General features: G+C 45.7%; 35 protein-coding genes. 31 read left to right on the forward strand and 4 right to left on the reverse strand.

Annotated features, from left to right (window positions below):
• The first annotated feature begins 85 nt into the window (after positions 1-85).
• On the forward strand, positions 86-304 hold the full coding sequence (locus tag H6F44_RS17200) for a DUF2839 domain-containing protein (protein WP_190352265.1): 219 nt from the start codon (positions 86-88) through the stop codon (positions 302-304).
• Between the two features lie 3 nt (positions 305-307).
• Complete coding sequence (gene ispD / locus H6F44_RS17205) at positions 308-991, forward strand: 2-C-methyl-D-erythritol 4-phosphate cytidylyltransferase (RefSeq protein WP_190352266.1); 684 nt, start codon at positions 308-310, stop codon at positions 989-991.
• A gap of 34 nt (positions 992-1025) precedes the next feature.
• On the opposite strand, the gene H6F44_RS17210 is transcribed toward ispD, so the two are convergent.
• Entirely contained in the window at positions 1026-1478 is a 453-nt protein-coding gene (locus H6F44_RS17210; protein WP_190352267.1) for a peroxiredoxin, read from the reverse strand.
• A 74-nt stretch (positions 1479-1552) separates the two neighbouring features.
• Positions 1553-2899 carry an amino acid ABC transporter substrate-binding protein gene (locus tag H6F44_RS17215; RefSeq protein WP_190352268.1) on the reverse strand — a complete coding sequence of 449 codons (1347 nt, stop codon included), beginning with the start codon at positions 2897-2899 and terminating at the stop codon, positions 1553-1555.
• Between the two features lie 88 nt (positions 2900-2987).
• Between H6F44_RS17215 and H6F44_RS17220 the strand changes: the two genes are divergently transcribed.
• Positions 2988-3443, forward strand: coding sequence for a DUF4332 domain-containing protein (locus tag H6F44_RS17220; RefSeq protein WP_190352269.1), 456 nt, complete (start codon positions 2988-2990; stop codon positions 3441-3443).
• Positions 3444-3508: 65 nt separating this feature from the next.
• On the opposite strand, the gene H6F44_RS17225 is transcribed toward H6F44_RS17220, so the two are convergent.
• A complete protein-coding gene (locus H6F44_RS17225) occupies positions 3509-4420 on the reverse strand; it encodes a bestrophin family protein (protein ID WP_190352270.1) in 912 nt (303 codons plus the stop codon).
• A 380-nt stretch (positions 4421-4800) separates the two neighbouring features.
• Here H6F44_RS17225 and H6F44_RS17230 point away from each other — a divergent pair, with 380 nt between their 5' ends.
• The 25 genes from H6F44_RS17230 to obgE all read left to right on the forward strand — a co-directional run bounded on the left by H6F44_RS17230 (position 4801) and on the right by obgE (position 20354).
• A complete protein-coding gene (locus H6F44_RS17230; RefSeq protein ID WP_190352271.1) occupies positions 4801-5319 on the forward strand; it encodes a hypothetical protein in 519 nt (172 codons plus the stop codon).
• Positions 5320-6675, forward strand: a complete 1356-nt coding sequence (locus H6F44_RS17235) for a TldD/PmbA family protein (protein WP_190352272.1) — start codon at positions 5320-5322, stop codon at positions 6673-6675.
• Positions 6676-7282: 607 nt separating this feature from the next.
• Entirely contained in the window at positions 7283-7924 is a 642-nt protein-coding gene (rplC, locus tag H6F44_RS17240) for a 50S ribosomal protein L3 (RefSeq protein ID WP_190352273.1), read from the forward strand.
• 75 nt (positions 7925-7999) lie between these two features.
• On the forward strand, positions 8000-8683 hold the full coding sequence (gene rplD, locus H6F44_RS17245; RefSeq protein ID WP_190352274.1) for a 50S ribosomal protein L4: 684 nt from the start codon (positions 8000-8002) through the stop codon (positions 8681-8683).
• Between the two features lie 27 nt (positions 8684-8710).
• Positions 8711-9025: a 50S ribosomal protein L23 gene (locus tag H6F44_RS17250; protein WP_190352275.1), complete on the forward strand. Its 315-nt coding sequence runs from the start codon at positions 8711-8713 to the stop codon at positions 9023-9025.
• Positions 9026-9091: 66 nt separating this feature from the next.
• A complete protein-coding gene (gene rplB / locus H6F44_RS17255) occupies positions 9092-9958 on the forward strand; it encodes a 50S ribosomal protein L2 (RefSeq protein WP_190352276.1) in 867 nt (288 codons plus the stop codon).
• 63 nt (positions 9959-10021) lie between these two features.
• A complete protein-coding gene (gene rpsS / locus H6F44_RS17260; protein ID WP_190352277.1) occupies positions 10022-10300 on the forward strand; it encodes a 30S ribosomal protein S19 in 279 nt (92 codons plus the stop codon).
• A 19-nt stretch (positions 10301-10319) separates the two neighbouring features.
• Complete coding sequence (gene rplV, locus H6F44_RS17265; RefSeq protein ID WP_190352278.1) at positions 10320-10676, forward strand: 50S ribosomal protein L22; 357 nt, start codon at positions 10320-10322, stop codon at positions 10674-10676.
• A gap of 2 nt (positions 10677-10678) precedes the next feature.
• On the forward strand, positions 10679-11425 hold the full coding sequence (gene rpsC / locus H6F44_RS17270; protein WP_190352279.1) for a 30S ribosomal protein S3: 747 nt from the start codon (positions 10679-10681) through the stop codon (positions 11423-11425).
• Between the two features lie 26 nt (positions 11426-11451).
• Positions 11452-11865 carry a 50S ribosomal protein L16 gene (rplP, locus tag H6F44_RS17275; RefSeq protein WP_190352280.1) on the forward strand — a complete coding sequence of 138 codons (414 nt, stop codon included), beginning with the start codon at positions 11452-11454 and terminating at the stop codon, positions 11863-11865.
• 4 nt (positions 11866-11869) lie between these two features.
• Positions 11870-12073 (forward strand): 50S ribosomal protein L29, encoded by a 204-nt coding sequence (rpmC, locus tag H6F44_RS17280; RefSeq protein ID WP_190352281.1) that lies wholly within the window; start codon positions 11870-11872, stop codon positions 12071-12073.
• A gap of 33 nt (positions 12074-12106) precedes the next feature.
• Positions 12107-12358 carry a 30S ribosomal protein S17 gene (gene rpsQ / locus H6F44_RS17285; RefSeq protein ID WP_190352282.1) on the forward strand — a complete coding sequence of 84 codons (252 nt, stop codon included), beginning with the start codon at positions 12107-12109 and terminating at the stop codon, positions 12356-12358.
• Positions 12359-12361: 3 nt separating this feature from the next.
• Positions 12362-12730, forward strand: coding sequence for a 50S ribosomal protein L14 (gene rplN / locus H6F44_RS17290; protein WP_009625480.1), 369 nt, complete (start codon positions 12362-12364; stop codon positions 12728-12730).
• Complete coding sequence (gene rplX / locus H6F44_RS17295; RefSeq protein ID WP_190352283.1) at positions 12730-13113, forward strand: 50S ribosomal protein L24; 384 nt, start codon at positions 12730-12732, stop codon at positions 13111-13113. Before rplN ends, rplX begins: the two co-directional genes overlap by 1 nt.
• 81 nt (positions 13114-13194) lie before the next feature.
• Positions 13195-13740, forward strand: a complete 546-nt coding sequence (gene rplE, locus H6F44_RS17300) for a 50S ribosomal protein L5 (RefSeq protein WP_190352284.1) — start codon at positions 13195-13197, stop codon at positions 13738-13740.
• Between the two features lie 23 nt (positions 13741-13763).
• Positions 13764-14165: a 30S ribosomal protein S8 gene (gene rpsH, locus H6F44_RS17305; protein WP_190352285.1), complete on the forward strand. Its 402-nt coding sequence runs from the start codon at positions 13764-13766 to the stop codon at positions 14163-14165.
• 36 nt (positions 14166-14201) lie between these two features.
• On the forward strand, positions 14202-14765 hold the full coding sequence (gene rplF, locus H6F44_RS17310; RefSeq protein WP_190352286.1) for a 50S ribosomal protein L6: 564 nt from the start codon (positions 14202-14204) through the stop codon (positions 14763-14765).
• A gap of 40 nt (positions 14766-14805) precedes the next feature.
• Complete coding sequence (rplR, locus tag H6F44_RS17315; protein ID WP_190352287.1) at positions 14806-15168, forward strand: 50S ribosomal protein L18; 363 nt, start codon at positions 14806-14808, stop codon at positions 15166-15168.
• 38 nt (positions 15169-15206) lie between these two features.
• Positions 15207-15824 (forward strand): 30S ribosomal protein S5, encoded by a 618-nt coding sequence (gene rpsE / locus H6F44_RS17320; protein ID WP_190352288.1) that lies wholly within the window; start codon positions 15207-15209, stop codon positions 15822-15824.
• 32 nt (positions 15825-15856) lie between these two features.
• The gene (gene rplO / locus H6F44_RS17325; protein WP_190352289.1) at positions 15857-16303 is read left to right on the forward strand and encodes a 50S ribosomal protein L15; all 447 of its coding nucleotides are present in this window, start codon (positions 15857-15859) and stop codon (positions 16301-16303) included.
• Positions 16304-16499: 196 nt separating this feature from the next.
• Positions 16500-17840 carry a preprotein translocase subunit SecY gene (gene secY, locus H6F44_RS17330; protein ID WP_190352290.1) on the forward strand — a complete coding sequence of 447 codons (1341 nt, stop codon included), beginning with the start codon at positions 16500-16502 and terminating at the stop codon, positions 17838-17840.
• Entirely contained in the window at positions 17840-18397 is a 558-nt protein-coding gene (locus H6F44_RS17335; RefSeq protein WP_190352291.1) for an adenylate kinase, read from the forward strand. Before secY ends, H6F44_RS17335 begins: the two co-directional genes overlap by 1 nt.
• A gap of 120 nt (positions 18398-18517) precedes the next feature.
• The gene (gene infA, locus H6F44_RS17340; protein WP_175355336.1) at positions 18518-18757 is read left to right on the forward strand and encodes a translation initiation factor IF-1; all 240 of its coding nucleotides are present in this window, start codon (positions 18518-18520) and stop codon (positions 18755-18757) included.
• Positions 18758-18897: 140 nt separating this feature from the next.
• Positions 18898-19341, forward strand: a complete 444-nt coding sequence (locus H6F44_RS17345) for an SH3 domain-containing protein (RefSeq protein ID WP_190352292.1) — start codon at positions 18898-18900, stop codon at positions 19339-19341.
• Between the two features lie 35 nt (positions 19342-19376).
• Positions 19377-20354 (forward strand): GTPase ObgE, encoded by a 978-nt coding sequence (obgE, locus tag H6F44_RS17350; protein WP_190352293.1) that lies wholly within the window; start codon positions 19377-19379, stop codon positions 20352-20354.
• Positions 20355-20492: 138 nt separating this feature from the next.
• On the opposite strand, the gene H6F44_RS17355 is transcribed toward obgE, so the two are convergent.
• Positions 20493-21395, reverse strand: coding sequence for a phosphoribulokinase (locus tag H6F44_RS17355; protein ID WP_190352297.1), 903 nt, complete (start codon positions 21393-21395; stop codon positions 20493-20495).
• 147 nt (positions 21396-21542) lie between these two features.
• On the opposite strand from H6F44_RS17355, the gene dusB reads away from it, so the two are divergent.
• The 3 genes from dusB to H6F44_RS17370 all read left to right on the forward strand — a co-directional run.
• Positions 21543-22556, forward strand: a complete 1014-nt coding sequence (dusB, locus tag H6F44_RS17360) for a tRNA dihydrouridine synthase DusB (RefSeq protein WP_190352294.1) — start codon at positions 21543-21545, stop codon at positions 22554-22556.
• A gap of 28 nt (positions 22557-22584) precedes the next feature.
• Positions 22585-23178: a Uma2 family endonuclease gene (locus tag H6F44_RS17365; protein ID WP_190352295.1), complete on the forward strand. Its 594-nt coding sequence runs from the start codon at positions 22585-22587 to the stop codon at positions 23176-23178.
• Between the two features lie 50 nt (positions 23179-23228).
• Positions 23229-23758 (forward strand): Uma2 family endonuclease (locus H6F44_RS17370; protein ID WP_190352296.1); only part of this gene is annotated, 530 nt, incomplete at its 3' end.

Genomic DNA, 23758 nt, shown 5'->3' on the forward strand with positions numbered 1-23758 from the left:
CCGCCACTAGTCTTTGGGTTTTGTGTTCCAACAAGACTGGCGACAGCTATAATTTGTAGACCTAAATGACTATGAGAGATGAACTATGGGTGAATCAAAACGGCGTAAACAGGTAATGGGTGAAAACTATGGCAAGTCTGAACCGATCGCTTCTTGGTTGCCATTTATCACCAAGGACAAGGCGGATCAATTTGTGAAAGTCTCCACTCAAGGCGCTTGGTATGGCATCGGCGCAATGGTAGTGATTTGGATCACGATTCGCTTTATTGGTCCTGCCTTTGGTTGGTGGCAACTTGCGGACTAACCTATGACCTGTCATTTATTAATTCCTGCGGCGGGTAGTGGTAAACGCATGGGCGCAGCTTGTAATAAATTATTGCTGCCTCTGTTGGGTGAGCCGATTTTGCAATGGACTCTCAAGGCGGCGATCGCCTCTGACGCGATCGCTTGGATTGGGGTGATGGCGCAACCCCATGACTATCCAGATTTTCAGAAAATTTTTAATAGCTTAATCACTGACAAGCCCATCCGCCTCATTCAAGGGGGCGCAACTCGTCAAATTTCTGTATTTAATGGTCTGAATGCATTACCAACAGATAGCGATCGCGTGTTGATCCATGACGGCGCAAGATGCCTAGTTACTCCAGATCTGTTCGATCGCTGCGATCGGGCTTTGCAAAAAATGCAAGGGTTCATTGCCGCAGTGCCTGTTAAGGACACGATCAAGGTAGTTAATGGCGATATGGTTACGGATACCCTCAATCGGGATCAGCTTTGGGCAGCCCAAACACCTCAAGGGTTTCAGGTGGATATACTCAAAAATGCTCATCAGACTGCGGTGGAGCAGGGCTGGGAAGTAACTGATGATGCGGCTTTGTTGGAAAATGTGGGTTTAGCGGTGCAGATTGTGATGGGCGAAGAAACCAACATCAAAGTAACCACACCGCAGGACTTGGCGATCGCCGAGTTTATTCTTCAGCAACGCAAATAAGAAAGCGGCGCTATGCGCCGCTTTTTAGGATTTTTTATACCTTTAAACTGCGAAGCACCACCAAAAGTTCGCTATCTTCGCGTTTGAATACAGGCAAAAACTCGATATGCTTATATCGCACAACACCCTGAATATCGATGATGCAATAGGCGCGTTTACTGCCAAATAGTCCCGCCACCCCATACTTTTTGCATACATCCTGATTGCGATCGCTGAGCAAAGGAAACTGAAGTCCTAATTTTTTAGAAAATTCAATATGCTTTTCGATCGGATCAGTACTAATACCTAAAATTTCGGCTCCAGCCTCCCGAAATTTAGTCCAGTCATCGGCGAAACATTGCATTTCATTAGTGCATAGGGGCGAAAAATCCCCAGGATAAAATGCTAAGACAACATTTGCTTTGCCTTGATAGCGGCTGAGGGTAATATCACCGCGATCGCTGGGCAGGGTGAAATCTGGGGCTTTTTGACCGACTTCGACAGACATAAGAATTTAGATTGCTTTCTGATAGAGCCACTTAATAGTTTACAGTGCTTGCAGCAATTACCGATCATAAGAAACTATCTAAAGGGCATGGAATATAACAAGCCTCCCTGCTTCCAAGATCGATTTAGACCACGGGGAATGTCAAGGGGCGTAATGTTACGGCTATAGATATCGTCATAATTGCCAACGGATTTTAAAATCTGGGTCGTCCAGTCTGGCGCTAAGCCTAGCTCAATGCCCAAGGAGTCGGAAGTACCTAAAAATTTAGCAACTTCTAGATTTTTCGTATCCTTAAAAATGTTGTAATTGGTTTGAGAGATCCCCAATTCTTCAGCATAGAAGGTGGCATAGATCACCCAAGTGACGACATCACGCCAGCGATCGTCATTGCCCACTAGGGCAGGGCTGAAGGGTTCTTTAGAAAAATTAAGATCGAGAATCCTATGATCCGCAGGTCGTGGTAACTTGCTGCGCCATGCCGCTAGTTGTGATTTTTCTGAAGACACCGCATCGCATTCCCCTTTGGCATAGGCATTCAAAACATTCTCCAAGTCCGTTAAAACCACTGTCTCAACTTCCAGTTTAGACTCGGCAATATTTGACTCTAAATTATTGGCATTGTTGCCTGTTTCCACACAGATTTTTTTGCCTGAGAGATCTTTGAGGGCGATCGCTATGGACTCAGCACCAAGTTCTGAACTGCTCGGTTGACTGTTACCTGAGTTATCTTTACCAGATTTAGCGCTTCTACTCGTCTCCTCACCAATGTCCTTATTAGTTTCTTTGCCAACTTCCTTTGAGGATTCAGTTTTTGATTCTTCCTTAACATCGGGTTTACTGTCGGTGCTGTTAGGGCTTGGCGCGGGGGTAGCATTCGGGCTGGGCGTAGCATTAGCAGGACTATTCGCGGCATTAGGCTTTGTCCCAATTCTGAGCATAATGCCCTGCCCATCAAAGAAAGTCGTGGGCGCGAAGGCAATATTACTAATCACATCACGGGTGAGGGTGCGGGGGGTATTTCGCATTAAGACATCCACTTCCCCAGTTTGAATGGCAGTAAACCGATCCTTTGCTAATAAAGGTTTGAAGTCGACCGCTGTCGCATCTCCTAACACCGCCGCCGCGATCGCCCGACAATAGTCAACATCCAGACCGCTCCAACTGCCCTGCTCATCCACATAGCTAAATCCTGGCAATTTGCCATTGACCCCACAAATTAGCTTGCCCCGTTGCTTTACCCTTTCTAAAGTGCCATCGGTTTCTTTGGTTATCATTGGGGCGGCGGTCGGTGTGGCTGTGGCTGCAATGCTAGGATTAGGGGTGGGTTTGTCTTGGCAGCTTGTGAGTACAGCAATCGCTAAGCTACCCCAAAAAAACTGCTTGATCACAGATTTAGATAAATGTCTAGAAAATAGGCTCATGGATTGTCTTTGATATGGTCTAAATATCCCTATGTAGCATCTTCGCACGTTAACGCAATCATATTCAGCATCCTCTAGAGCGCTTTGCATGGAACCCAACTATCATCCCTCAACCATAAAATCCCTGAATTTTGCTATTGATCTATTACCTGGGCTGAGTGCCACCGATGCTCAAAACCTTAAGGCAAAAGGCATCGCTACAACCCGCGCCCTCTTGCAAAAAGCAGGGCAGACTAAGGCTCAAAGGCAGTCTCTGGCGATCGCCCTTGGGGTACGGCTGCCACTATTGACCAAATGGATCGCCTTTGCTGATATAGCAAGGGTTCCTGCGGTGGGCTGTCAACATTGCGGGGCGATCGTGCATAGCGGTGTTGTCTCTCTAGCACAACTTGCCCAAACCCCCGTTGGCAAATTACATCAACAAATTCTGCGTCTCCAAGTCCAAAATCTAAACCGTGCCGATTTATGCCCTGATCTCGGTCAAATGTCCATTTGGATCAAGCAAGCCCAACAACTTCAAAAATTAAGAACACCTTCAACCTAAATTCCTGACCCCACAAAAATCTAGTCTGAAGACCCAGAAAGATTTTTAAGCGCTGCTCGAAAATCTTAGGGCATATTCTCCTCGATCACCAAATGGTTGGCATCAAAGCTAATCGCAATCAGATCCTCAATGTTTCGCTGCATAGTGTTACAAATAGCATCTAGTGGTAAGTCATTAGGATCGTGACCAAAGGGATCTTCAATTTGAATGCCAATTTCTTCGATTCCCAAGAGGGTAAAACTAATCAAGGCAACAATAGGTCCTGTCATCCATTCTAGTTGGTCAACCATTTGGAAAGGCAGTGACAAAGAATAAATCATTAATAACTGCTTTAAATGGATGGAATAGGCAAGGGGAATAGGAGTTCTTAGAATGCGCTCACAAATGCCAATAACATCCACCATTTGATGTAAAAGCTGGATCATGCCACTGAGTTGATAGAGATCAAGTTTATTTTGATGTGCTTGCTCTTGAAGGTAGCTATTGATCCAAAAGGCAATTTCAAGGGGCGGATGATTCATCGTTTTGAGTCGATTAAACTGCTCAGAAGATAGATTAGCTGCAAGCTCATCGTTAATTGACTGCGATCGCAAATGTAGTTTTAGAGCGATCGCAAAGGCGGGTAGCAGCTTTACGGCGGCAATTTTTGCATAGTGTTCCTGTGGGTGCTGCTCTGAGATCGATACTAAAATTTGTCGAGATAAGTTTCGTACCGTATTGACCAAAGTTCCCCATGCTTTGCGCCCTTCCCAAAAACGTTCATAGGCAGTGTTAGTACGAAAGACAAGTAACAGCCCCAACACAATATTGGGAATGAGACTACTCAATATTGGCAAAGAAACCCTAATATGCAGAAGATGAAGCACATAAATGACAATGCCAAACAATCCACATAGCAGCGATCGGGGTAGAACCTCAGGAACTACCGATCCTTTCCAACGTAGGGCGATATTAAACCAACTATCTTTTTTTTTCACTCTAGACTTAAGTACAGGCTAAGAAATCACAAAAGTAAGCAGCAAAGTAATCGGCACAGACTTTTATCCTAAGTAATGAAAACTCAATGATACTTTTATGGATTAAAAGTTAAATCTAGTTTGAGTTTCATGGCGCATTGTGCCCAAACCCACACCCAAATAAGTTGGGCAAGCTCTGCTTCGCAATTATAACTATAGCCGTTTTCAGTGGACATAATTAAAATGCAAAAAAATGCAAAATCCTTACTCAAATTGTTTTTGTTTACTAATGAGCATACCTTCGTTTGAAAACCGCTATAGTGTAATCTCTAGACCACGAAAAGCATGGGTTAATCATCCATTCTCTTAAGACTTTAATCTTGATTAGAAATCTAAAATCTATGCTGAAGCAACTGTCAATGGGAGCGATCGCGATCATCCCAATATTCCTAAGTCCAAGCCCTATGGCTTTGGCTGCGCCGCGCACGCTTACCCTTGGTGTTTATCCTCTAAACTCAGGCGATATCAACATCACTTATTTCCCTCTATGTCCTAATGAAATCACAATTACCGAAACCCCTCGCCCTTACCAAGAAGGTAGCTATACAACTGATGGGATGGCTTCTCTTGGTTGGTTAACTAAGGCATTTCAAATTGAAAAGATTGATCAATTTAGTGTCACTTGGGTTGCTAGGTTGCAGCCGAAGTATGCAAACTGTCGAGCATCTGCAAAAATCAGAAAAATTGATGGCGAAAATTTTCCAGATCATTCCTATTTGAGGATGCGCTTAATCGATAAGAAAGCTTACCTAATTTTAGATATGACAGGAATGCATGATGCCAATGATTTAACGAACGTAATTCTCCAAAAAGCTGTAAAATCTGGTAATCCAACTTGGTCATGGGGAGGCACTGATTAAATGATTCGACATCAAGAAGAGCAGGATCTAGAGGGTTCATTTTATCGGCTGAGCGATCGCCTGATTAATGCCCTTCATAACCATGAATATCTCACCATTAGCCTTGATAGTGAGCGCAGTCAATTTACGCGCTTTAACCATGCCAAGGTGCGTCAGTCGGGCGTAGTCGCAGATGGCAATGTGACCATCTCTTTGCTATGCGATCAACGGGAAGCCTACGCCACTTTCCCATTTACAGGTAATGATGGGGCAGATATTGCCAATGCCATGGACAGCTTAAACTATCTCAGGCATGAAGTTTCCCAAATTCCCGAAAATCCCTATGCAGTCATCCCCGAAAATAGAGGCTCTAGCCGTGAATTATATCAAGGAGAACTGCTATCTGCGGATGCAGCGATCGCCACAATTTTAGAGCCAGTGGGTTCTGCGGACTTTACGGGCTTTTATGCAGCAGGTTCTATTATTCGCGCTAATGTCACCTCCGTTGGGCAGCGTCATTGGTTTGCAACGGATTCCTTTTTTGTAGACTATTCGATGTTTGTGCAGACAGATTCGGGCGAGAAGGCAGTTAAAGGGATTTACGCAGGCAAAGAATGGCGATCGCAGGACTATCAAGCGCAAATCCAACATTCGCAACAACAGCTAGTTGCACTCCAGAAACCAAGCAGAACAATCACCAAAGGTCAATATCGCACCTATTTTGCCCCTGTTGCCGCTTCTGAGCTTTTGGGATTCTTAACTTGGAGTGTGGGTGAGGCTAGTTTGCAGCAAGGTAGTAGCGCTCTTTTGAAGTTAAGAAACCAAGAACGCACCCTTTCACCACTTCTATCTCTTAGTGAAAACTTTAGTGCGGGCAATGTGCCGAAATTCAATAGTCTTGGTGAAGTTGCCCCTGAATATTTACCAATCATTAGCAATGGTCAATTGGTGAATACTTTAGTCAGTTCCCGCAGTGCGAAAGAATATCAAAAAGAAGCCAATGGTGCGAGTACTGGGGAGTCAATGCGATCGCCTGAATTTGGTGCAGGCAGTCTCAAGAATGATGACATCCTTCAGCAATTGGATACGGGACTATATTTATCAAATCTGCATTATCTCAACTGGAGCGATCGCTCAGGGGGCAGGATTACAGGCATGACCCGCTATGCTTGTTTTTGGGTGGAAAATGGCGAACTGGTTGCCCCCATTGACAACCTGCGTTTCGATGACAGCATCTATGATTTTCTGGGCGCAAATCTGATTGACCTTACCGAATTTCGAGAATTCGTCCCCGACACTGGCACATATAGTAAGCGATCGCTTGGCGGCATCCTCAACCCTGGGATGCTAATAGATCGATTTACCTTTACGTTATAGTTATCCTTTATTCTGCAAAAATACTGCAATATTTTATTGATTGGCATAGTCCACAAAAAGATTGCATTAGCTATAGACAAGATGACCATCATAGAGTTATGATTGCTAATCGTGACTAAAAACAGAAACTGAGAAAGCAATACAAACAGCTTAGAAGAATTTTTAAACTATCTATTGCACAATAAATAGTCCATGGTTTTATCTAAGGCGTTGCAACTTCCTTAAGTCTGAGTCACAAACATTGATATAGATTACCTAGAAAAGTTAGCTAAGAAAGCTTCACCTGCATTTGACTCTCACATCTTGTCAGATTTGAATCAGTGAAGAGCTTCAAAGCATTACCTAGTCTATAACAATCAACCCAAGAGATTGTGTTTCCCACGTCTAGCAATTTGGCTAGACATCTTTAGTAAGTCGTCTCGAAGTCCTTTAACCAGTCTTCAAAAAACATACCACTTACCAAGATCGAAACCGATCTCTTTTGAGCCTGTCAAAAATTCAGTGATTTAGAGATGCGCGATGAAGTAGCGCTTAGAGCTACCTCATCGCTAATTGCGAATCACTGGGTGCATAAAATGCAGCCACAAGCAAGCGGAGCAAAATCTTCATGACTGTCGGAATTCTCGGTACAAAGCTTGGGATGACCCAAGTGTTCGATGCGGATGGTAACGCCGTCCCTGTAACCGTTGTCCACGCAGGCCCTGTAACTGTCACTCAAGTCAAAACGGACACCAAAGAAGGCTACAAAGCCATTCAAGTTGGCTACGGCAAGACCCGTGAAAAGTTGCTAACCAAACCTGAGTTAGGACATTTAAAAGCCTCTGGTGCAGAACCTGTGAAGCACCTGCGTGAATATCGTTTAGATGATGTAAGCAGCTATGCCATTGGTCAAACCTTAGACGTTAGCCAATTCAAAGATGGAGACATCGTTGATGTAATCGGTACTAGCATCGGAAAAGGTTTTGCTGGCTATCAAAAGCGCCATAACTTTGGTCGTGGTCCTATGGCTCACGGTTCTAAAAATCACCGTCAGCCTGGTTCGACTGGTGCAGGTACAACTCCTGGGCGTGTTTATCCTGGTAAGCGCATGGCTGGTCGTCTTGGTGGCAAACAAATCACCGTTAAAAAGCTAACTGTAGTTAAGGTTGATGCCGCGAACAACGTGCTGCTAATCAAAGGTGCAGTTCCTGGTAAGCCTGGTGCATTGCTGAATGTCATTCCCACCATCATGGTTGGCAAGGCAAAGTAAAAAGCAAAGCAAAGACAGGAAAGAACCTAGCAGAAACAAATAGTTTGTTCGTGAGATCGAGAGAGTTTTTAAGTTATGACTATAGTAAAAGATTGGACAGGGAATGATGTCGGTGAGATTAGCCTAGAACTGCGCGTTGCCAAAGAATCAACCGCCAAAGGTTTAGTCCATCGCGCCCTCGTTAGACAGTTAGCCAATGCCCGCCAAGGCACTGCCTCCAGCAAAACCCGTTCAGAAGTGCGGGGTGGTGGTCGTAAGCCATTCAGACAAAAGGGAACAGGTCGCGCCCGTCAAGGTTCTACCCGATCGCCCCTTACCCGTGGTGGTGGTGCGATCTTTGGTCCTAAGCCTAGGGACTATGACACCAAAATGAATCGCAAGGAGCGTCGTTTGGCTCTGCGTACAGCCATTACTGGTCGTGTTAACGATTTGATCGTGGTGGAAGACTTTGCCGTAAATCTGGTGCAGCCCAAGACCAAAGAGCTATCCCAAGCCTTAACTCGCTGGGGTGTTGAATCTGGTAGCAAGGTGCTATTAATTACAGAGCGTAGAGATGAAAATATTATCCTCTCAGCTCGTAATATTCAGAGATTGCAGTTGATTGCCGCCGATCAGCTTAATATTTTCGACATTGTTAATGCTGACAAGATCGTGGCAACTCGTTCGGCGATCGCCAAAATCCATGAGGTTTATGGCGGCGATGCCAAGTTGGCAACCGAGTTCACAACGACTGAAGAAACGGTAGAAGTAGCAGAATAACGGAATCTAGGTAAATAACAGAAAATCATGGCTAAGATCCCTACCTCATTCGATCCTCGTCGCTTGCCCGACCTCATTCGCCGCCCTCTGCTCAATGAAAAGGCAACCCAACAACTAGAGGACAACAAATATACCTTTGATGTCGTGCATAACGCCACTAAGCCTGAAATTAAGGCAGCGATCGAGAGTCTCTTCGCAGTCAAGGTCAAAAAGGTGAATACCCATAACCCTCCTGCTCAAGCAAGAAGGATTGGTAAGTTTGCGGGTAAACGCGCTCAAATCAAACGGGCGATCGTCACCCTTGCAGAAGGCAACAAAATTGATTTGTTCCCCGATGTATAAGCGCTATTCTTTTCACCTAATTTGACAAACAATCTCCCAAATCATCCCCAGTAAAATCAGACAATTATGGGCGTTCGTGCATATAAACCCTATACCGCTAGTACCAGACAAACTGTTGTCTCGGATTTTGCGGAAATCACTAAATCAGAACCCGAAAAGTCTTTAACCACTCACGTCCACCGCAAACGTGGGCGCAATAATCGTGGGGTCATCACCAGTCGCAGACGCGGTGGCGGTCATAAGCGTCTTTATCGGATTATCGACTTTAAGCGCAATAAGCGCGATATGGTCGCCGAAGTGATTGCGATCGAATATGATCCCAACCGCACCGCGAGAATTGCCCTGCTGCAATATGAAGATGGCGAAAAGCGCTATATCCTTGCCCCTAAAGGTATTGCCGTTGGCAATAAGATTCAGGCTGGCGAAAGTTCTGTACCCTTTGAAATTGGTAATGCCATGCCCTTGGCAAACATTCCTTTAGGTACGATCGTTCACAACGTTGAGTTGATTCCTGGTAAAGGTGGTCAAATTGTGCGATCGGCTGGTGCTGGCGCTCAAATCGCCGCGAAGGAAGGCAATTTCGTAACCCTAAAGTTACCTTCTAGTGAAGTTCGCCTAATTCGGAAAGAATGCTTTGCCACCATTGGTCAAGTTGGCAACCTCGATCATAGCAATACCAGTCTTGGTAAAGCGGGTCGTAGCCGTTGGTTAAACCGCCGTCCGAAAGTGCGTGGTATGGTCATGAACCCCGTGGATCACCCCCATGGTGGTGGTGAGGGCTGCGCTCCCATCGGTCGCAGTGGTCCTGTTACGCCTTGGGGTAAACCCACCTTGGGCTACAAGACCCGTAAGAAGGGCAAGCTCAGCGATGCTCTGATTGTTCGTCGCCGTCGCAAGTCCTCGAAGCGCGGTAAGGGCGGACGTAACGCCTAATTTTTTGCTAAGCGGCTGCTTGGCAGTCGCCTAGCGCCAAGACTTATTTAGAGAATAAAAAATATGACGCGATCGCTAAAAAAAGGTCCCTTTGTTGCCGATCACTTACTGACCAAAATTGAAAAGCTCAACGCCAAAGGCGAAAAGCAAGTTATCAAAACATGGTCTCGCGCTTCCACTATTCTTCCGCAAATGATTGGGCATACCATTGCCTGCCACAACGGCAAGCAGCACGTTCCTGTGTATGTCACGGAGCAGATGGTCGGACATAAACTCGGTGAGTTTGCTCCCACCCGCACTTTCCGAGGTCATGCCAAGAGCGACAAAAAGGCTAAGAGATAGGTAGACAGGTAAATAGAAAATGATTCTTGCCGAAAATGAAATTCCCGCCATAGCTAAATACATTCGGATGTCACCTCACAAGGTGCGCCGCGTACTTGACCAAATCCGTGGTCGCAGCTATCGCGAAGCTCTGATGATTCTTGAGTTCATGCCTTACCGTTCCTGCGAACCCATCACCAAGGTGTTGCGATCGGCAGTGGCTAATGCCGAACATAATGCAGGAATTAATCCTGCCTCCCTGTTCGTAAACCAAGCCTATGCTGACATGGGACCAAGCCTCAAACGCTTCCGTCCCCGCGCCCAAGGTCGTGCCTACCAAATTCGCAAGCCGACTTGCCACATTACGATTACTGTTAAACCATCGGAGGAAGAATAGGAATGGGTCAGAAGATTCACCCCACAGGGTTACGCCTAGGCATCATCAAGTCCCATGCTTCTCGTTGGTATGCTGATGTTAATCGCTATGGCATCTTAGCTGAAGAAGACAGCAAAATTCGCAAATACATCGAAAAAACCCTTAGCAATGCAGGTATTGCTGAAATCCTCATTGACCGTAAAGCCGATCAAGTGGATCTAGAAATTCGCACAGCGCGTCCTGGGGTTGTTGTTGGTCGTGGTGGTGCTGGTATTGAGCAGTTGCGCCTTGGTCTGGTTAAGTACTTAGAACAAGAAGGTTCTGTCAAAAAAACTGGCACCAGCCAAGTTCGGATCAACGTTACGGAAGTAACTAGAGTCGATGCGGAAGCACCTCTCATTGCTGAATATATTGGTCAACAGATCGAACGTCGGGTTTCCTTCCGCCGTGTCGTGCGCCAAGCAATTCAAAGAGCGCAGCGTGCTGGCATTGAAGGAATTAAGGTGCAGATTAGTGGTCGTCTCAACGGCGCTGAAATTGCTAGAACTGAGTGGGTGCGTGAAGGGCGTGTACCTTTGCATACCCTACGCGCTGATATTGACTACAGCTACAAAACCGCCAGAACTATCTATGGTGTCATTGGCATCAAGGTTTGGATCTTTAAAGGCGAAATCATTGAAGGCGAAGAAGCCCCTGTGCCCGCCGCCCAACCCCGTCGTCGCCAGCAACGTCGCCCTCAGTTTGAGGATCGTTCTAGCGCTGAAGGCTAAACTTCTGTTATCTAGAGTGTTGAATCATGTTAAGTCCTAAACGTACAAAATTTCGTAAGCAGCAGCGTGGGCGGATGTCAGGTCCTGCTACCAGAGGTGCAGAAATCAACTTTGGTGATTATGCGATGCAGGCTCTTGAGCCTTCTTGGATTACTGCTCGCCAAATTGAATCAGCTCGCCGTGCGATGAACCGTTACATCCGCCGTGGTGGCAAGATCTGGATTCGGATTTTCCCAGACAAACCCGTAACTATGCGTCCTGCTGAAACACGTATGGGTTCTGGAAAGGGAGCGCCAGAGTTTTGGGTGGCGGTAGTTAAGCCTGGTCGCATCATGTTTGAGGTGTCAGGTGTTGCTGAAGAGACTGCAAGGGAAGCGATCCGCTTAGCCGCAGCAAAAATGCCAATCAAAACTAAATTTGTTATCCGCGAAAAGGAGTAAAAATATGGCACTCCCAAAAGTCCAAGAAACTAGAGAACTATCAGATGATGAGTTGCAATCTCAAATTCTGACTATTAAGAAAGAGCTATTTGACCTGCGATTTAAGTTGGCGACTAGACAACCTGTCAAGCCCCACCAGTTTAAGCACGCGAAGCATCGGTTGTCACAACTGCTGACTGTTGAGCGCGAACGTCAGTCCAGAGCTTAAGAAAGCTATTTACAAAATATAGGAATTTTAGCAATGGCAGTTAAAGAAAAAGTTGGCATTGTCGTCAGCGACAAAATGCAGAAAACGGTGGTAGTGGCGGTGGAAAATCGCACCTCTCACCCTAAATATGGAAAAATCGTGGTCAAAACGACTAAGTTTAAAGCCCACGATGAAGAAGACAAGACTCGTGAAGGCGATCGCGTCAAAATCCGCGAAACCCGCCCCCTTAGTCGCACAAAGCGGTGGGAAGTTGTCGAGGTTCTCACATCTAGCTCGGAGGCATAAGCCATGATTCAACAAGAGTCCTATTTAAATGTGGCGGATAATAGTGGCGCTAAAAAGCTGCTCTGTATCCGCGTACTGGCTGGTGGTAATCGCGCCTTTGGTGGTGTTGGTGATGTGATCATTGCCACAGTCAAGGATGCTGCCCCCAATATGCCAGTTAAGAAATCCGATGTTGTCCGCGCCGTGATTGTCCGTACCAAAGCATCGATTAACCGTGAAAGCGGTATGAGAATTCGCTTTGATGACAATGCTGCTGTGATTATTAACCAAGATGGCAATCCTAAGGGAACGCGGGTATTTGGTCCAGTGGCGCGTGAATTACGGGATAAGAACTTTACTAAAATTATCTCCCTAGCGCCAGAGGTACTGTAATGTCATTCAAGTCAAAGCCTGCCTATCGAGGCAATCGCCATTCTTTCAAGATGCACGTCAAGAAAGATGATCTAGTCCAAGTCATGTCAGGAAGCTCTAAAGGAACTGTAGCGAAAGTTCTACAGGTTTTCCCGAAGGATAGCACCATCATTGTTGAGGGTGTAAATGTCAAGACAAAGCACGTCAAGCCCCAAGCTGACGGTGAGTCTGGACAAACTATCACTCGTGAGTTTCCGATTCATAGTTCTAAAGTGCTGCTTTATTCTGAGAAGGAAAAAGTTGCCAGCCGTGTCTGCTTCACTTTTACAGAGGATGGCAAGAAGGTAAGAATGTTGAAGAAAACTGGCGAGATCATTGATTCTATCAAAACTGACAGCAAGTAGAAACCGTTAGAAGAATTCTAGATCCAGCTTTACCCAACCTAAGCCTGACCAAGCCCAGGAATAATTATCAAGGAAGATAAAATGCTTACACCATTTACCGAAGTTTATGCAAAGCAAGCTGTTCCCAAGTTGATGGAGCAGTTTAAGTACACCAATATCCATCAAGTCCCTAAGTTTGAGAAAGTGGTAATCAACCGTGGTCTGGGGGAAGCGGCACAAAACGCTAAGTCCCTAGAAGCCTCCATCAACGAAATTGCGAAGATTGCAGGTCAAAAGCCTGTGGTGACGAGAGCTAAGAAGGCGATCGCTGGCTTCAAGATTCGTCAAGGAATGCCTGTGGGTATGATGGTGACTCTGCGCCGTGACAAGATGAATAATTTCTTGGATCGCTTGATTAATTTTTCATTACCCCGTATTCGTGACTTTCGTGGCGTGAGTCCCAAGAGTTTCGATGGACGTGGCAACTACACTCTCGGTGTGCGTGAACAGCTTATCTTCCCTGAAATTAGCTATGACAGCATTGAGCAAATTCGTGGGCTGGATATTTCCATCATCACCACTGCTAACACGGACGAAGAGGGACGTGCGCTCCTGAAAGCAGTTGGTATGCCCTTTAGAGAATCATAAATAGATCGAATTAGGAGATAAGGATGGCTACCAACGACACCATCTCGGATATGCTTACCCGCATTCGCAATGCCACACTGGCAAAGCATCAGACCACTGCAATTCCTGCAACTAAGATGACTTTGAGCATTGCCCGAGTGATGAAACAAGAGGGTTTCATCGTAGATTTTGAAGAAACTGGCGAAAATATTGACCGCCAATTGGTGGTTGCCCTCAAATATGAAGGCAAAAACCGTCAGTCAATTATTAAACGCCTCAAGCGCGTTAGTAAGCCTGGTTTACGAGTTTACTCAAATTCCAAGGAACTGCCCCGTGTACTAGGTGGGATCGGTATTGCGATCATCTCCACCTCCAGAGGAATCATGACCGATCGCGAAGCCCGTAAACAGGGAGTCGGCGGTGAAGTCCTTTGCTATATCTGGTAATACAGCGAAAAACATTATAAGCAACGGAAAACTGATATGTCTCGTATTGGAAAACGTCCGATCCCCCTGCCTGCTAAGGTTGCGGTGACGATCGCAGGACAAGAGGTCACGGTTAAAGGACCTAAGGGCGAACTCAAAAGGGTTCTGCCCAACACTGTCGAAGTGTTACAAGAAGAAAACAACCTGATTGTCAATCGTGTTAATGAATCTCGCCCAGCGCGTCAACAACATGGTTTATTTCGCACTCTGGTTGCCAACATGGTTGAGGGTGTATCCACGGGTTTCAAGCGCCGTCTAGAAATTCAAGGTGTGGGTTATCGGGCTAACAAGAGCGGCAACAACATTGTGCTGACTGTTGGCTACAGTCATACTGTGGATATTGTTCCCCCTGATGGCATTTCCCTTGATGTGGAAGATGCTACGGGCAAGCAAGTTGCCCAAGGTACGTTTATCTCGGTCAATGGCATTGACAAGGAAATTGTTGGTAATTTAGCAGCCAAGATTCGCGCTGTCCGTCCTCCCGAAGTTTATAAGGGCAAGGGTATTCGCTACTTTGGTGAATATGTCCGCCGTAAAGCTGGTAAGACTGGTAAGAAATAGATTACACAATCGGTAGAATTACGAATTTAGGTTAGTAGAAATGAATGTCAGTCGTAGACAAGCAACTATAAGTCGTCACGAGCGCATCCGTAAGGGGCTGTCTGGAACTCCTGAGCGTCCTCGTTTATCGATTTATCGCTCTAACAATCACATTGTGGCGCAGGTGATTGATGATGTCGCTCAGCATACTCTGGTGGCAGCGTCTAGCCTTGAGGCAGAAGTCCGATCTGCCGTTGGTTTTACAGGTAACTCTGAAGCTTCGGCTAAGGTTGGTGCTTTAATTGCTGAAAGGGCGATCGCCAAGGGAATCACCCGTGTGGTTTTTGATCGTGGTGGCAACCTTTATCATGGAAGAGTCCAAGCTCTCGCCGAAGCGGCTCGCGAAGCAGGTCTCGATTTTTAAGCAATGAATTATTCATTTAATAAATAGATCTAAAAACTATGGCTAAGAATAGAGAATCCAAACCAGGTGGCGGTCGCGATAGTGGCGGCGGCGATGGTGGTGATAACCGCGATGAAAAGCGCAAAGGCAAACGTGATAGCAAGAAAGGCGATCGCGGCGCACGCACCGAAAAAGAATCGGAGTGGCAGGAACGGGTTGTGCAGATCCGTCGTGTTACGAAGGTAGTTAAGGGTGGGAAGAAGCTCAGCTTCCGTGCGATCGTGGTCGTTGGCAATGAAAAAGGGCAGGTTGGCGTTGGCGTTGGTAAAGCTGCTGACGTGATCAATGCTGTTAAAAAGGGTGTATCCGATGCCAGAAAGCACGCGATCGATGTTCCTCTCACCAAGAGCAACTCCATCCCCCATCCCACTAACGGTATTGGCGGAGGCGCAAAAGTGATGATTCGCCCTGCATCCCCTGGTACTGGGGTAATCGCTGGTGGCGCAGTCCGTACTGTGCTGGAATTGGCAGGTGTTAAAAATATTTTGGCAAAGCAAATTGGTTCTAGTAGCCCTCTAAACAATGCTCGCGCTGCCATCAATGCCCTTGCCACACTGCGTACCTTTAGCGAAGTTGCCCGATCGCGTGGTTTAACCCTTGAGCAACTATTTAACTAGGCAATTAACTAGGAAACTAACTAGGTATCAATATGAGAATCGACGATCTCCAGCCTCAAGAAGGCTCCCAACACCGTAAGCGCCGAATTGGTCGTGGCATTGCCGCAGGTCAAGGTGCAAGTGGCGGCTTCGGTATGCGTGGTCAAAAGTCCCGCTCAGGTCGCCCCACCCGCCCTGGCTTTGAGGGTGGTCAAATTCCCCTTTATCGGCGAGTTCCCAAACTTAAGCACTTTACGATCGTAAATCCTAAGCATTTCACCATTGTTAATTTGGATCAATTAAGTAGCTTACCTAGCGGCAGCGAAGTAACCCTTGAATCCCTGATGGATGCGGGAATTGTTACCCAAAATGATGGTGTACTGAGAATTTTGGGTAGAGGCGAAGTTACTGTACCTCTAACTGTACGCGCCCACTCAATAACAGCCTCAGCCCAAAGCAAAATCGAGGCTGCTGGCGGCACTGTTGAAGTAGTTGCTTAAATTAAGGAGAAGATGTGGCGAACTGCTCTGCGGTTCGCCACATCTTCTCTTAGGTGTTTTTTGGGGATCGCGTTAAGCTAGAAAATTCTCCATGCAACTACAATGTTTAGATAAGTATTTAGATAAATGTTTAGATATCAGGTAGATAGCTAGTCATGCTGCCTACCCAATAATTCACTAGCCTTGAGGTAAATTTATGGTTGTCAGTAAAGGAAAGACACCAACAGCACAAGAAACCTTTATGCAAATGGCGCAAGCCGCAGGTTTGCGTGGTCGGTTGCTTGTCACTGTTGGAGTGCTAATTTTAGTCAGACTGGGTATCTACCTGCCATTGCCAGGGGTTGATCGCCTCAGATTTACCGAAATTGTCAAAAATAATGCGGTAGTTAATTTCTTAGATATTTTCTCTGGTGGTGGCTTATCCTTGCTCGGTATTTTTGCCCTAGGAATTTTGCCATTCATTAATGCTTCGATCATTATGCAATTAATGACCTCTGCTTTGCCCACCTTAGAAAATCTCCAAAAAAATGAGGGTGAAGCAGGTCGCAGAAAGATTTCCCAATATACCCGCTATGTGGCTTTTATCTGGGCAGTGATCCAGAGTTGGGGGATTGGAGTCTGGGTGCAAAACTCTGGCGTTTTATCAGATGCAAGTGTCAATTGGCTTTCTGTTGGCGACGGGCGGGTGATTTTCTCCAGCTTTATTTTGCAAACCACGATCGCCCTTGCCGCAGGTTCGATGTTTGTGATGTGGGCAGGGGAACTGATTACAGAGAAAGGGGTTGGCAATGGCGCATCCCTACTGATTTTTATTAGTATTGTGGCAAACTTGCCCACTTCCCTCGGCGATACGATTTCCTTAGCCCAGAAGGATAGCTCCCGCGTTGGTGGCGTAATTCTGTTACTGGTGATCTTCTTGGTGATGATCGTGGGGATTGTATTTGTGCAGGAAGGAACTCGTCGCATTCCGATTATTTCGGCACGCCGTCAGGTTGGTCGCAAGCTATATCGCGAGCAAGCCTCTTATCTGCCTCTGCGATTGAACCAAGGCGGAGTGATGCCAATTATTTTCGCCTCGTCGGTGATGATTTTGCCAGCTTATCTCAGCCAAAGCATTAATAACGATGTGTTTGTGTCCATTGCCAGTTGGATTTCCCCCAGTGGCGCAGGGCATATACCTGTATATATGTTGCTTATCCTTGGCTTTAGCTTCTTTTATTCGTCACTAGTGCTAAACCCTGTGGAATTGTCGCAGAATCTTAAGAAAATGGGTAGTAGCATTCCCACAGTGCGCCCAGGTAAAGCCACCTCTGACTACATTGGTGGTGTTTTGAACCGTTTGACTTTGCTAGGATCGATATTCCTATGTGGCATTGCGATTATCCCCAGTGCCTTGGAAAAGGCGACAGGTGTATCAACCTTTAGTGGTATTGGTGCGACTTCTTTATTGATTTTGGTGGGGGTGGCGATCGAAACCTCAAAGCAAATTCAAACCTATGTAATTTCACAAAGATATGAAGGTATGGTGAAACAATAATGCCAAGAGTAATTTTGATGGGGCCACCAGGGGCTGGCAAGGGTACACAAGGAGAGGTGCTAGCATCAGAGTGGCAAGTGCCGAAAATTGCTCCTGGTGACATTTTTCGCGCCGAGATTAGCCAAAGCACTGAGTTAGGACTCAAGGTCAAGTCCTATAGTGATGCGGGGCGATTAGTACCTGATGCTGTCGTCATTGAAGTAATTGAGTCGAGGCTTAAACAGGAGGATGCCCACAAGGGTTGGATCTTGGATGGTTTTCCCCGTACAGTGGCGCAAGCTGAAGCTCTGGATGTGTTGCTATCGGAAATTGCTCAGCCCTATGACTCGGTGATCAATCTTGATGTACCTGAGCATATTTTGATTGATCGCCTCAAATCTAGAGCGATCGACCAAGGTCGAGCGGATGATAACGAAGACATTATTAAAAACCGCTTAGAGGAATACAATGCCAAAACGAGACCTTTGCTAGAATTTTATGGCAGTAAGGTTAAGCAAATTGATGGCACTCCCTCAATGTCAGAGGTAACAGAAACAATTAAAAAGCTGCTTGCTTAAGGATAAGGATCTTGCTTTTTCCCAAGGCATAAGCAAAATTCAATTCGCAAAAGTGTAGGCGCACCTTTGTGAATTGATATTAAGTATATAAGAATTTATATTGAAATTTGGAGAATTTGTTTGTCAAAAGAAGATGCTATTGAAATGGAAGGGACTGTTACCGAGTCACTCCCTAACGCCATGTTTCGGGTTGATCTAGACAATGGGTTCAATGTGCTTGCCCATATCTCAGGTAAAATCCGCCGTAACTACATCAAAATTCTGCCAGGCGATCGCGTCAAGGTGGAGCTAACTCCCTATGATCTCACCAAGGGACGAATCACTTATCGTCTCAAGAACCAAGGTGGCGGCAAAAGATAGTTAAAACGACATGCGAAGATGTACTTTGCATGTCGTTTTAGCTACAAAATACTTTTAAAAATGCTATTCAATTTAGCTAACTTGAGGTAATCTATTCAACCAATCGCCAATTTTGATCGTAACTTGATTGTATTAGGTGCATGAGATTCCCAGAAACCGCAAAATCAAGTGTTAGCCTAGCCTTTAGTTTGGGGCTGATTGCTGCTGTGGTGGCGATCGCTTGGAATTATGTGATCGTTCCTTATCGACGTACTCCTGAAAAACCCGTTTTCAGTAATGATTTTAAAACTGTACCTGCCCCAAAGCCACTGATCGCAGAAATTAAAATTGCACCCATCCCCCAACCAACGGTTAAGGCAACGCCAAAGCCCAATGTGCCAAAGAATGTAGGTAGGGTGAATGCAAGCATTGGTCTAGTATTTCGGGCTGATCCCAGTCAAGGCTCAAGAAGTGTCGGAGGAGCCGACTTTAATGATCGGGTATCTGTAATTAAGGAATCTCCCGACCGCGAATGGGTTTTAGTAAGAAATGAGACTACCAAGGAAGAAGGCTGGGTGAGGTCGGGAAATATTACGAAGCAGTAATCTGAGTTTTGAAAATATAACTAGTTGAGCTAATCATGCATTTTATTGATCGAGTGACAATTCAGGTCAAGTCAGGGGATGGCGGCGATGGGCTGGTGGCTTTTCGGCGCGAAAAATATGTACCTGCGGGTGGTCCTGCGGGTGGTAATGGTGGCAATGGTGGCTCGGTAATTTTAGAAGCAACCACAGATCTGCAAACCCTACTAGATTTTCGCTTTGAAAATATTTTTAAGGCGGAGAATGGCGGTCGGGGCGGTCCTAGCAATATGACGGGACGCAGAGGCAGCGATCGCATCATCAAAGTGCCATTGGGAACAGTGGTGATGCATCAGGAAACCCTTGAAGTGTTGGGTGATCTCACGGAATTGGGACAAACTTTAGTCGTTGCCAAGGGCGGCAAAGGTGGCTTGGGCAATAAGTACTTTTTAAGTAATCAAAATCGCGCCCCTGACTATGCCCTGCCTGGTTTGCCAGGAGAAGAATTGGGGTTGTATCTAGAATTAAAATTAATTGCCGAAGTTGGCATTATTGGCTTGCCCAATGCTGGTAAATCCACCTTGATCTCGGTGGTATCTGCCGCTCGTCCCAAAATTGCTGATTATCCCTTCACGACTCTTGTCCCAAATTTGGGTGTAGTTTCTAAACCATCGGGGGATGGGGTGGTTTTTGCGGATATCCCTGGTCTGATCGAAGGTGCTTCTGAAGGTGTTGGCTTGGGGCATGACTTTTTGCGTCATGTGGAAAGAACGCGCTTATTAGTGCATCTGATTGATATTACGCAGGCAGATCCTTTGGCTGCTTATCACACAATCCAAGAGGAATTGGCAGCCTATGGTCACGGACTTGCCGATAAGCCGCAGATTTTGGCGTTAAATAAAATTGATGCCATGTTACCTGAAGATGTTGAGGCGATCGCTGCCCAATTTGAAGAACCTCCCTTGGTGATTTCGGCAGCTTCCAAAAAGGGCTTGGATAAGTTATTGCAAACTGTATGGAAAAAGTTAGACGAGTAGTCCAAACAATAGCCAATAATCTATACCGATGATTACGGATCTTGAGGCTGACTCACAACCTAGAAATATTTTTGAAAGCGTTGCTTTCAAAAATATTTTTTAGTAAAAAAACTAAAAAGGGCGCATCGCGCCCTTTGTTTATTGCAACTTTTTCGACTCAGTAACCAGTGAATCGATTAATGGTTGGAGAATTAACTCCATCGTAAAGCCCATCTTGCCACCAGGCACAACCAAAGTGGTATGACGTGACATAAAAGAGCCATTGATCATACTTAGCAAATATGGGAAATCAATATGGAACTTCTCGCGGAAGCAACGATTGGTATGAACAATTACAAAGCTTTCATCAAGCGTAGGAATATCACGGGCGATGAAAGGGTTGGAAGTATCAACAGTAGGAACGCGCTGGAAGTTGATGTGAGTGTTTGAGAACTGAGGCGCAATGTAGTTTACATAATCGGGCATCCGTCGCAAAATCGTATCCACGATCGCCTCAGCGCTATAGCCACGCTCCGCATTGTCACGATGGATTTTTTGAATCCATTCCAAATTCACAATTGGGACTACACCAACCAAGAGATCAACATATTTCGCAAGGTTGATATCTTCAGCAACGACAGCACCATGCAGACCTTCATAGAAAAGAACATCAGTATTAGGTTCGATGCTTTCCCAAGGTGTAAATTCACCAGGTTTATTGTCTGTACCCAAACGACCATTGTGATATTCTGCTTCTTCGGGGCTGTGGAGGTAATAGCGTCTTTGACCATTACCCGTTTCACCATATTCACAAAACAGCGCTTCGAGCTTGTCTAGCAAGTTAGCATTCAAGCCGAAGTGACTGACATTGCGCCCTTCAGCCGCCGCTAGTTTCATCGCTTCACGCATTTCCAAGCGGTTGTATTTGTGATAGCTATCACCTTCAATCACGGCTGCTGTGATTTTTTCCATCAAAAAGATATGCTCAAAGGCGCGTTTAACGGTGCTAGTACCTGCACCTGATGAGCCTGTTACGGCAATAACTGGATGTTTTTTAGACAAATCTTTCTCCTTAAAATTAAAAAAAATAGTTTGTAACTGGCGATCGCCAATATGGTAAGCCCATAGGCAATACCCAAAGGACATACCCAACTCGTTTAGAATAACTATACCTTTGTACATAGCGTTAACGAAAGCAAAATTCGTAATATGGATGTTGACTCGCCCAAATTACTGCAAAATTTTATATTACCCTTGCAAATTGGTAATGTCACCCTCAAAAGTCGGGTGTTGCAATCGCCATTGTCGGGGGTAACGGATTTGGTATTTCGGCGATTGGTGAGACGCTATGCCACCGATTCGATGCTTTATACCGAGATGATTAGCGCTACAGATTTACATCACATGAAAGCTCTACCCAAATTGATGGAGATCGATCGCCATGAAACCCCGATCAGCATTCAGCTTTTTGATTGTCGCCCTGATTTTCTGGCGGAGGCTGCTCAAAAAGCAGTACTAGAGGGCTCGGACACCGTAGACATTAATATGGGTTGTCCCGTTAATAAAATCACTAAAAAAGGCGGCGGCTCATCGTTACTACGTCAACCTGAACTTGCCGCACAAATTGTGAGATCGGTGGTTGAGTCAGTGGATATTCCTGTGACTGTTAAAACGCGCATCGGCTGGGATGACAATGAAATTACAATCTTAGATTTTGCTAAACGCATGGAGGATGCTGGTGCAAAGATGATCACTGTCCATGCGCGGACGCGATCGCAGGGTTATACAGGTAATGCCAAGTGGGAATGGATTCGTAAGGTTAAAGAAGTGTTATCGATCCCTGTCATTGCCAATGGTGATATTTTCTCCGTTGAGGCGGCGATCGCCTGTTTAGAGCAAACGGGAGCCGATGGCGTGATGTGTTCACGGGGAACCTTGGGCTATCCCTTTTTAGTTGGTCAAGTCGATCATTTCTTGAAAACAGGTGAACGTTTGCCCGATCCGACCCCAATTGAATGTTTGCAGGTTGCTAAAGAGCATTTGCAAGGGCTATGGGATTACAAAGGCATACGCGGCATTAGGCAATCACGTAAGCATATGACTTGGTATGCGAGGGGCTTTGCGGGGGCGGCAGTTCTGCGTGATCGCCTCTGTCGGATTGAGTCATTGCAAGAGGGCATGGACTGTCTAGATGGGGCGATCGAGGAGATTGCTATACTATGATGATGTCGCCCATTGTTAGGACTCCATCATGACCCAAGCGATTGCTGTTACCCCCGAAATTGCGAATAATACCCAGCAGCTTCTATGGACTAGTGCGGATTTAGAACTGATGCCCGACAACGGCAACCGTTATGAAATTATTAATGGAGAACTTTTTGTGACGAGAGCGCCTCACAATAAACACCAAAAAACTTGCGGTAGGTTTTTTACCGTTTTAGATACTTGGTCACGGGCAACTAAGTTAGGAGAAGCAGAAATTGGGGCAGGGGTAATATTTGGTGATAATGATGATGTCATTCCTGATGTGATCTGGATGAGTAAGGAAAAATATACCGCTTTAATAGATGATACGGGACATTTTCGTGGTGCGCCCGATCTGGCAATCGAGGTGCTTTCGGTGGGAACGGAAAATGAAAGGCGCGATCGCGAAGTAAAACTTAAACTCTATTCATCAAGGGGCGTATGGGAATATTGGATTGCAGATTGGCGGGCTAAGCAAATCCAAGTTTATCGGCGGGAAAATGGAATTCTCAAATTAGCGATGACTTTATTTGAGAGTGATACGCTCACTTCGCCACTTCTACCAGATTTTTCCTGCTTAATCTCCCAGATTTTTGAGTGATTCTCTCAATTGTTATACTATTAAAATATCGCTCATCATAGGAATCCATCATGACCCAAGCGATCGCTGTTACCCCTAAAACTGCGAATAAGGCCACTGGTACTGAAATTGTTACTGAAGCGGCGATCGCCCCGCCACAAGAGCAGCTTCTAGAGCAGCTTCTTTGGACTAGCGCCGATTTAGAACTATTACCCGACAACGGTAATCGTTATGAAATTATCAATGGAGAACTTTTTGTGACGAGAGCGCCCCACTGGAAACATCAAACTACCTGTGGTAATTTTTACGCCAAATTAAAAATATGGTCAGATCAAACTAGTTTGGGATATACCGCAGTTGGCGCAGGTGTGATCTTTGGCGATAAGGATGATGTAATTCCTGATGTGGTGTGGGTTAGCAAAGAAAAGTATGAAATTTTGATCGATCACGCTGGACATCTCCTTGGTGCGCCCGATCTAGCGATCGAAGTTTTATCGGCAGGAACGGAAAATGAAAGGCGCGATCGCGAAGTAAAACTTAAACTCTATTCATCAAGGGGCGTATGGGAATATTGGATTGCAGATTGGCGGGCTAAGCAAAT

The organism is Pseudanabaena cinerea FACHB-1277 (assembly GCF_014696345.1).
GTDB classification, from domain to species: domain Bacteria; phylum Cyanobacteriota; class Cyanobacteriia; order Pseudanabaenales; family Pseudanabaenaceae; genus Pseudanabaena; species Pseudanabaena cinerea.